Annotated in this window: 7 protein-coding genes; all 7 read right to left on the bottom strand. The window is 76.7% G+C overall.

Going from position 1 to position 8,688, the window contains the following annotated elements:
* Positions 1-304: 304 nt before the first annotated feature.
* Positions 305-1,549, bottom strand: a complete 1,245-nt coding sequence (hutI, locus tag HCN52_RS18190) for an imidazolonepropionase (protein ID WP_168089514.1) — start codon at positions 1,547-1,549, stop codon at positions 305-307.
* Positions 1,550-1,607: 58 nt separating this feature from the next.
* Entirely contained in the window at positions 1,608-3,011 is a 1,404-nt protein-coding gene (locus HCN52_RS18185) for a formimidoylglutamate deiminase (RefSeq protein WP_168089513.1), read from the bottom strand.
* The gene (locus HCN52_RS18180; protein WP_168089512.1) at positions 3,002-4,228 is read right to left on the bottom strand and encodes an allantoate amidohydrolase; all 1,227 of its coding nucleotides are present in this window, start codon (positions 4,226-4,228) and stop codon (positions 3,002-3,004) included. Before HCN52_RS18180 ends, HCN52_RS18185 begins: the two co-directional genes overlap by 10 nt.
* Positions 4,225-5,949, bottom strand: coding sequence for a urocanate hydratase (gene hutU / locus HCN52_RS18175; RefSeq protein ID WP_168089511.1), 1,725 nt, complete (start codon positions 5,947-5,949; stop codon positions 4,225-4,227). The genes HCN52_RS18180 and hutU overlap by 4 nt, the downstream gene beginning before the upstream one ends.
* 236 nt (positions 5,950-6,185) lie before the next feature.
* Positions 6,186-7,088 (bottom strand): MurR/RpiR family transcriptional regulator, encoded by a 903-nt coding sequence (locus HCN52_RS18170; protein ID WP_168089510.1) that lies wholly within the window; start codon positions 7,086-7,088, stop codon positions 6,186-6,188.
* 117 nt (positions 7,089-7,205) lie between these two features.
* Positions 7,206-8,129, bottom strand: a complete 924-nt coding sequence (locus tag HCN52_RS18165; RefSeq protein ID WP_168089509.1) for a universal stress protein — start codon at positions 8,127-8,129, stop codon at positions 7,206-7,208.
* Positions 8,130-8,241: 112 nt separating this feature from the next.
* Positions 8,242-8,442: a hypothetical protein gene (locus HCN52_RS26425; protein ID WP_209314692.1), complete on the bottom strand. Its 201-nt coding sequence runs from the start codon at positions 8,440-8,442 to the stop codon at positions 8,242-8,244.
* Positions 8,443-8,688 lie beyond the last annotated feature (246 nt).

The following is an 8,688-nucleotide window of genomic DNA, read 5'->3' as shown; positions in this document are numbered from 1 at the left end:
CCCGGCGGCGGGGCCCCACGCACGCTCTCAGACCGAAGCGGCCGCCGCCCAGCGCCGGACGGTCTCCCGCTCCTCCACCGGAAGCGCTACTCGCCCGGACGGCGAAGCCCGCGCCGCGGGGCACCGCGCCGACTCCGGAGCGCGCGCACGCCCGAGCCCCACCCGACCGAGCGAGGCGGTCAACGCGCCCCGAGCCGTCACCCCACGGTCGACCGGCCCCCCGGCGTGCGCGCCGGAGTGCACACGGCGGCGAGCGCGGGCGGGCGGCCGGGTTTGCCGCGGCGCCCGCGGCCGCGCGGCGTGGTCAGTCGGCCCGCCGCGACCAGGCGTGCCGACCCGCCTGCCAGACGTCGGTGACCAGCGGGACGCCGGGCCGGTAGGCCAGGTGCACGGGCGAGGGGGCGTCGAGCACCACCAGGTCCGCGCGGGCGCCCGGCCGCAGGGTGCCGATGTCGGTGCGGCGCAGCGCGGCCGCGCCGCCGGCGGTGGCCGACCACAGGGCCTCGTCGGGGGTCATGCCCATCTCCCGGACCGCCACGGCGATGCAGAACGGCATCGAACTGGTGAAGGACGACCCGGGGTTGCAGTCCGTGGAGAGGGCGACCGTGGCGCCGGCGTCCAGCAGGCGCCGGGCGTCGGGGTACGGCGACCGGGTGGAGAACTCGCACCCCGGGAGCAGCGTCGCGACGGTCGGTTCGGGCGCGGTGGCGGCCTGGGCGAGGGCGTCGACGTCGGCGTCGTCGAGGTGGGTGCAGTGGTCGGCGGATGCGGCGGCGAGCTCGACGGCGATCCGCACACCGGGGCCGGGTCCGAGCTGGTTGGCGTGGACGCGGGGGGTGAGCCCCTTGGCCCGTCCCGCCGTGAGGACGGCGCGGGCCTGGTCGCCGTCGAAGGCCCCGCGTTCGCAGAAGGCGTCGACCCATCGGGCGTGGGGCGCGCAGGCGTCGAGCATCGCTCCGGTGACCAGCGCGACGTAGCCGTCCGGGTCGTCCCGGTACTCGGGGGCGACGATGTGCGCGCCGAGGTAGGTGACCTCGTCGGTGCGGGAGGCGGCGACGCGCAGCGCCCGTGCCTCGTCGGCGACGGTGAGGCCGTAGCCGGACTTGGTCTCGGTGGTGGTGGTGCCCTGCCGGACCATCTCGGTGAGGTGGCGGTCGAGCGTGGCCGCCAGCTCCTCGTCGGTGGCCGCGCGGGTGGCGGTGACGGTGGTCCGGATGCCGCCGGCGCTGTAGGGCCGGCCGGTCGCGCGGGCGGTGAACTCCTCGGTGCGGTCGCCGGCGAACAGCAGGTGGGAGTGGGAGTCGACGAAGCCGGGGACGACCGCGCGCCCACCCGCGTCCACGTGACTGTCAGTAGCGGGTGCTCTACTGGATTCACCGATCCACGCGATGCGGTCGCCCTCGATGACGAGGGCGGCGTCGTGGAGCGTGCCGAGGGGTCCGGTGCCGTGGGAGGGGTCGTTGGTGGTGAGGTGGGCGATGTGGGTGACGAGGGTGGTGGGGCCTGCGGGGGCCCCGGTGTCGGCGGGGGTGCGGTGGGTGTCGCTCATCGTCGCGGTGGTCTCCGTGGCGGTGGGTGGGCGGCCGTCGGCGGGCTGGGGCGGCGGATCAGCCGCGCAGCGCCTCCACGGCGGCCGTGAGGGCTTCGGGGACGCGCGGCACCAGCTGGTGCAGGCCGTCGCGGACGATGTGCCGGCCGCCGACGACGGTGTGGCGCACGTCGGCCGCCGTCCCGGCGAAGACGACGGACTCGGCGGCGAGGCGCGGGCGGGTCCCCGCGGTGCGGACGCTGTCGAGCGCGACGGTCGCCAGGTCGCAGGGGGCGCCGGGTGCGATCCGGCCGCCGTCGGGCCGGCCGAGCGCGGCGTGACCGTGGCGGGTGGCGGCGGTGAGCAGCTCGTGGGCGGTCCAGTGACCGCGGCGGCCGGTGCGGAGTCGCTCGTCGAGTTCGACGGCGCGTGCCTCCTCCAGCAGGTCGATCACGGCGTGGCTGTCGCTGCCGAGGGAGATCGGGCTGCCCGCGTCGCGGAGCGCGACGGCGGGCCCGATGCCGTCGGCGAGGTCCCGTTCGGTGGTGGGGCACATGCAGATGCCGGTGGCGGTGGAGCCGAGGAGGTCGATGTCGTGCGCGGTGAGGTGGGTGGCGTGGACGGCGGTGGTCGCCGGGCCGAGAAGGCCGTGGTCGGCGAGCAGCCGGGTGGGCGTGCGCCCGTGGTGGGTGAGGCAGTCGGCGTTCTCGGCGGGCTGTTCGGAGAGGTGGACGTGGAGCGGCGCCCCCCGGCCGCGCGCCCAGTCGCCGACCACCGCCAACTGGTCGGCGGGGACGGCGCGCACGGAGTGGACGGCGGCGCCGACGACGGTCTCCCCGCCGGGGTCGAGGGCGTCGGCCCGCCGCGCCCAGGCGAGGGCGTCGCCGTCGCTGAACCGGGTCTGGACGGGGCCGGGCGGTGCGCCGAACCCGGCGGAGAGGTAGCAGGTGTCGAGCAGGGTGAGGCGCACACCGGCGGCGGTGGCGGCGGCGGCGAGGGCGTCCCCCATGGCGTTGGGGTCCTGGTAGCGGGTGCCGCCGGGCGCGTGGTGCAGGTAGTGGAACTCGCCGACCGCGGTGATGCCGGCGAGCGCCATCTCGGCGTACACGGCCCGCGCGAGGTCGTGGTAGCTGTCCGGGGAGAGGCGGTCGGCGACCGCGTACATCGTCTCGCGCCAGGTCCAGAAGCTGCCGGTGGTGTCGGAGCCGCTCCCGGCCGCGCCGCCCTCGGAGGGGCTGGGCCCGGTGGGCGGCGCGGCCTGCGAGGTGCCGCGCAGGGCCCGGTGGAAGGCGTGGCTGTGGGCGTTGGCGAGTCCGGGGAGGGTGAGCCCGTGCAGCGGTACGGCGCCGGGCGGTGGCTCGGTGACGCCGGGGGTCACGGTGTCGATGCGGCCGTCCGCGTCGGCGGCGACGAGGACGGCGGGCCGCACCTCGTGGTCGATCCAGGCGTGCTCGGCCCAGTAGGTCTGCGGGGTCAGCGACATGCGAGTCCCTCCAGCACCTCGGTGAGTGCGGTGACCCCGGCCGTGCAGTCGTCCTCGTCGGCGCTCTCGGCGGGCGAGTGGGAGACGCCGGTCGGGTTCCTCACATACATCATGGCGCTGGGGAGCTCGGAGGACAGAATTCCGGCGTCGTGGCCGGCGCCGGTGGGCAGGACCGGCACCTCCTGGGGGCGGTCGCCGCCGAGGACCGCGGCGAGCCGGTCGCGCAGCGCGGTGTCGAACTCCACGACGGGGGTGAAGGATTCGCGGGTGACCTCGACCCGCACCCCGTCGCGGTCGCCGCGGTCCTCGGCGGCGGCCCGGATCTCGGCGACGACCCGGTCGAGCGTCTCCTGGTCGGCGGCGCGGGAGTCGAGCCAGCCCCGGACGAGCGAGGGGATGGCGTTGACGCCGTTGGGTTCGACGCCGACCTTGCCGAAGGTGGCCAGCGCGCCGGCGAGCCGGGCCTTCTTGCGGGCGGCGAGGACGGTGTTGGCGTAGGTGAGCATCGGGTCGTGGCGGTCGGCCAGCCGGGTGGTGCCGGCGTGGTTGGCCTCGCCGTGGAAGTCGAACCGCCAGCGGCCGTGGGGCCAGATCGCGGAGGCGACGCCGACGGCGTGGTCGGTGTCGGCGAGGGCTCTGCCCTGCTCGACGTGGAGTTCGACGAAGGCGCCGATGCGGGCGAGGCGTTCGGGGTCGGGCCCGATCGTCTCGGGGTCGTGGCCGGCGCGCTCCATCGCGGTGGCGAGGGTGGTGCCGTCGGCGTCGGTGAGCCGGCGGGCGTCCTCGGGGGTGAGCCGTCCGGCGCTGAGGCGGGAGCCGACGCAGGCGAGGCCGAAGCGGGCGCCCTCCTCGTCGCCGAAGTTGACCACGGCGACGGGCCGGGTGGGGCGGGCGCCGCGGGCGAGGAGGCCGTCGACGGCGGCGAAGGCGGAGACCACACCGAGAGGCCCGTCGAAGGCGCCGCCGTCGGGGACGGAGTCGAGGTGGGAGCCGGTGACGACGGCGTCCTGGCCGTTCGGGTCGCCGAGCCAGGCCCACTGGTTGCCGTTGCGGTCGGTCTCGTACCGCAGTCCGCGGTCCTCCGCCTGGGCGCGGAACCAGGCGCGGCAGTCGGTGTCGGCGCCGGTCCAGGCGTAGCGGCGGTAGCCGCCGGAGCTGGTGTCGCGGCCGACCGGCAGCAGGTCGCGCCACATCTCGTGGAAGCCGGCGGGGCTCATCGGTCGGCCTCCCCCGCGCCGGTGCCGGCGGCGTCGCCGGGCGCCGGGGCGCCGCCCTCGCGCATCGGGATGCGGACGCCCTCGCGGCGGGCGGTCTCCTCGGCCTCGGGGTAGCCGGCGTCGACGTGGCGGATGACCCCGGTGCCCGGGTCGTTGGTGAGGACGCGGCGGATCTTCTCTCCCGCGAGCGGGGTGCCGTCGGCGACCGTGACCTGACCGGCGTGGAGCGAGCGGCCCATGCCGACGCCGCCGCCGTGGTGGATGGAGACCCAGGAGGCGCCGGAGGCGACGTTGACCATGGCGTTGAGGAGCGGCCAGTCGGCGATGGCGTCGGAGCCGTCGGCCATCGCCTCGGTCTCGCGGTACGGGGAGGCGACGGAACCGGTGTCGAGGTGGTCGCGGCCGATGGCGAGCGGCGCGCTGATCTCGCCGGCGGCGACCATGTCGTTGAAGCGCTCCCCTGCGCGGTCGCGCTCGCCCTGACCGAGCCAGCAGATGCGGGCGGGCAGCCCCTGGAAGGCGACCCGCTCCCCCGCGAGCCGGATCCACCGCGCCAGCCGCTCGTTCTCGGGGAACAGCTCCAGCACCGCGCGGTCGGTGGCGGCGATGTCGGCGGGGTCGCCGCTGAGCGCGGCCCACCGGAACGGGCCCTTGCCCTCGCAGAACAGCGGGCGGATGTAGGCGGGGACGAAGCCGGGGAAGTCGAAGGCGCGTGTGTAGCCGGCCAGTTGCGCCTCGCCGCGGATGGAGTTGCCGTAGTCGAAGACCTCGGCCCCGGCGTCCTGGAAGCCGACCATGGCCTCCACGTGGCGGGCCATGGACTCCCGGGCGCGGCTGGTGAAGTCGGCGGGCTTCTCGGCGGCGTAGGAGGCCATGTCCTCGAAGGCGACGCCGGAGGGGAGGTAGGCCAGCGGGTCGTGGGCGCTGGTCTGGTCGGTGACGATGTCGATGGGCGCGCCCTCGGCCAGCAGCCGGGGCAGCAGGTCGGCGGCGTTGCCGAGCACGCCGATGGAGAGCGGTTCGCCCTTGTCGCGGGCGTCGGTGGCGAGCCGGAGGGCGTGTTCCAGGGAGTCGGCGCGGACGTCGAGGTAGCGGTGCTCGATGCGGCGCTCGATGGCGCGGGGGTCGCAGTCGATGCAGAGCGCGACGCCGCCGTTCATGGTGACGGCCAGCGGCTGGGCGCCGCCCATGCCGCCGAGTCCGGCGGTGAGGGTGATGGTCCCGGCCAGCGAGCCGTCACCGCCGCGGGTGCGGGCGAGTTCGGCGCCGACGGCGGCGAAGGTCTCGTAGGTGCCCTGGAGGATGCCCTGGGTGCCGATGTAGATCCAGGAGCCGGCGGTCATCTGGCCGTACATGGTGAGGCCGAGGTGCTCCAGGCGGCGGAACTCCTCCCAGTTGGCCCAGTCGCCGACGAGGTTGGAGTTGGCGAGCAGCACGCGCGGCGCCCACTCGTGGGTGGTGAGCACGCCGACGGGGCGGCCGGACTGGACGAGCATCGTCTCGTCCTGCCTGAGGGTGCGCAGCGTGCGGACCATGGCGTCGTAGGACGCCCAGTCACGGGCGGCGCGGCCGGTGCCGCCGTAGACGACGAGCTGGTCGGGGTGTTCGGCGACCTCGGGGTCGAGGTTGTTCTGGAGCATCCGCAGTGCGGCTTCCTGCTGCCAGCCGAGGGTGGTGAGCTGGTTGCCGCGCGGGGCGCGTACGGGTCGGGGTCCTGACATGGCCGCTGCCTCCCGGGTGCCGGTCCGGGCCGGCGGGGCGCGGGCGCGTCCGGTGGCCCGGGCGGGTGCCGCGGCCGCGGAGCTCGGGCCGATGACGGTGCCTGACGAGTAGTATTCACTCACTCTACGGACTGAATAGTTCCAGTCAACAACGCGGCGGAGAGCTTGCCGTCGCGTGGTGGCGGCGGAAGGGTGCCGGGGCCGGACGGCACCGGCGCCGTTCGGCGCCCCGGGGTTCAGTCGAGGAAGAGCCCGCGTTCCGCGGCCCGCGCGTCGAACCGCTCCAGCCGCGCCTGCGCCTGCGGCAGCGCGTCGCACATCGTCTCCAGCAGCACCCGGCCGAGCATCATCGGCGCGCAGGCGGTGTCGAAGGTCAGCGCCCGCCCGACGGCGGCCGGCAGCAGCAGGTCCCCGGACTGGACGACGGGGACGAACGCGCCGTCCGCGACGATGACCACGCCGAGCCCCGCCGCCCGCGCCACGTCCAGCGCCTCGGCGACCTCCGCCGGGTAGCGCGGCAGCGCGAAGCAGAGCAGCTCCGTCGCCCCGGCGGCGACGGCCGCGTCGAGTCGGTCGGCGAGCATGGTGCCGCCCTCGTCGAGCACGCGGACGTCGGGGTGCACCTTGGCGGCGAAGTAGGAGAACCCGCGCGCCTGCGCGGCGGCGGCCCGCAGCCCCAGGACCGGGAGCGGGCGGGAGGCGGCGAGCCGCCGCCCGGCCTCGGCCACCGGCCCGGCGTCGGCGAGCAGGTCGGCCAGTTGCCGGAGATGGGCGATCTCCGCGTGCACCGCCTGCTGGTGGGCGTTGAGCGGCGGAGCCTCCGACGCGGCGGGCTCCGCGGGGCCGCCCCCGGCGGCGGCCGACGCGGCAGCCGAGCCGGCGGCGGGGTCCGTGGGCGTGCGCAGCGTCTCGCGCAGTTTCCTGCGCAGCGCCGGGTAGCCGTCGAAGCCGAGCGCCACCGCGAAGCGGGTGACGGACGGCTGGCTCACCCCCGCGAGCTCCGCCAGTTCCACGCTCGACAGGAACGCCGCCTCGCTCCCCTGCCGCACCATGCAGTGCGCGATCCGCCGCTGGGTCGGGGTGAGCCGGTGCCCCTCGAAGAGGGCCAACAACCGCATACTCGCCGTGTCCACCTGCATAAGTCTATGCAGCGGCGGCGGGGAACGCGCCGGGGACGGCACGGCACGGCCGGGGCCGCCAGAGGGGCGCGCTGTCTGCCTCTCCGTTCCTGGTGGCGGCACCGCCCCCGGCTGGGCTCAGGCCGCCTCGGCGGCGGCCGGTCCGGCGGCGGCGTCGGCCTCGGTGTCGGGGACGACGGCGACCGGGCAGCGTGCCCGGTGCAGCACCGAGCGGGCCACCCCGCCCAGGTGCGGCCCGGGCCGACCGGTGGCCTCCCGCCCGGCGCCGACCACCAGCAGGGTGGCGCGCTCGGCCGCGGTCAGCAGGGCGTGCGAGCTGTTGCCCTCCTCGGTGTGGCGGAGCACGGTGAGCCCGGGGTGGGTCGCGGTCACCGGCCCCAGTGCGGTGTCGAGCGCCCGTTCCGCGCGGTCGCGGTAGACGAGGCGCCACTCCGCGGCGTCGACCGGCACGTCGCCGACGCCCAGCGGCGGGGACTGCCAGGCCGCGACGGCGCGCAGGGCGCAGCCGCGGCGGACCGCGGCCTCGGCGGCGAACCGCGCGGCGGCGGCGTGGTCGCGTTCCCCGACCCCCAGCACCACCTCGGGCGCCCGACCGGGACCGCCGACCGGCTCCCCCACGGTCTCGGGGACCACCACGACCGGGCAGTCGGCCCGGCTGGCGACGGCGAGCCCCACCGACCCGCGCAGCATGTCGGCCAGCACACCGTGGTGGCCGCCGGTGCCCACCGTGAGAAGCGCGGCGTGCGCCGCGGCGTGCGGCAGTGCGTCGCCGGGGTCCTCCCGCAGAGTGGTGGCCCGGACGGGGAGGCCGGGGGCGACCTGGCGGGCCCGGGCGGTGGCGGCCGTCAGCGGGTGCTCTCCGGTGTCGCGCGCGTTCCAGAGGACCGCGCGCACCACCAGCAGCGGGCGCCCGGTGCGGTCCGCCTCCCGGGCGGCCCATTCCACGGCGCGCAAGGCGCCTTCCGTACCGTCGACGCCGACCACCACCGGCCGGCGCGTCGGGAAGTCCCCGAGGCCGCGGCCCGGTGCGAGACCGTCCATCGCTGCCACCTCCGTCGTGTCGTCCTGTCGCCCCGACCGTGCCCCGCCGTCCCGCCGCCCCGACCGGTGCCCGGCCGTGCTGCCGTCGTCCCCCGTCCCGCCGCGCCGGCCGTCAGTCGGTGACGGCGAGCACCTCGCGCAGCGGGCGGCGCGGCGTCGGGGTGCCGGGCGGCCCGTAGCCGAGCCGCAGCACCATGTGCACGTGCCCGGGCCCGGACTGCGGGTCGCGGAGCAGCCAGCGCAGTTCGGGCCACTCCAGCGCCTGGGTGGCGAAGGAGGCCCGCAGCCCGTGCCGCGTCGCCTCCAGCAGCACCCGCTCCAGTCCCTGGCCGGCCAGCAGCCAGTCCAGCGGGTGGTCGCCGCGGGTGCGCAGCAGCGCGAGCTGCGGGTGGCGTTCGAAGTCGGCGAACCGGCGTCCTGCGGATGCGGCGCGGCCGGCGAAGTCGCGGACCGGCGACCACCGCGGCGATGGGGCGGCTGCTCGCGGGGCTCCGGGCGTACGCCGTGATGGAGGGCGAGGACCCGGTCGCCGTCCTCTCCGATCTGGAGCTGCTGCTGC

Source organism: Streptomyces bohaiensis (genome assembly GCF_012033785.1).
GTDB lineage: Bacteria > Actinomycetota > Actinomycetes > Streptomycetales > Streptomycetaceae > Streptomyces > Streptomyces bohaiensis.
This window is presented reverse-complemented; position numbering and strand designations above follow the sequence as displayed.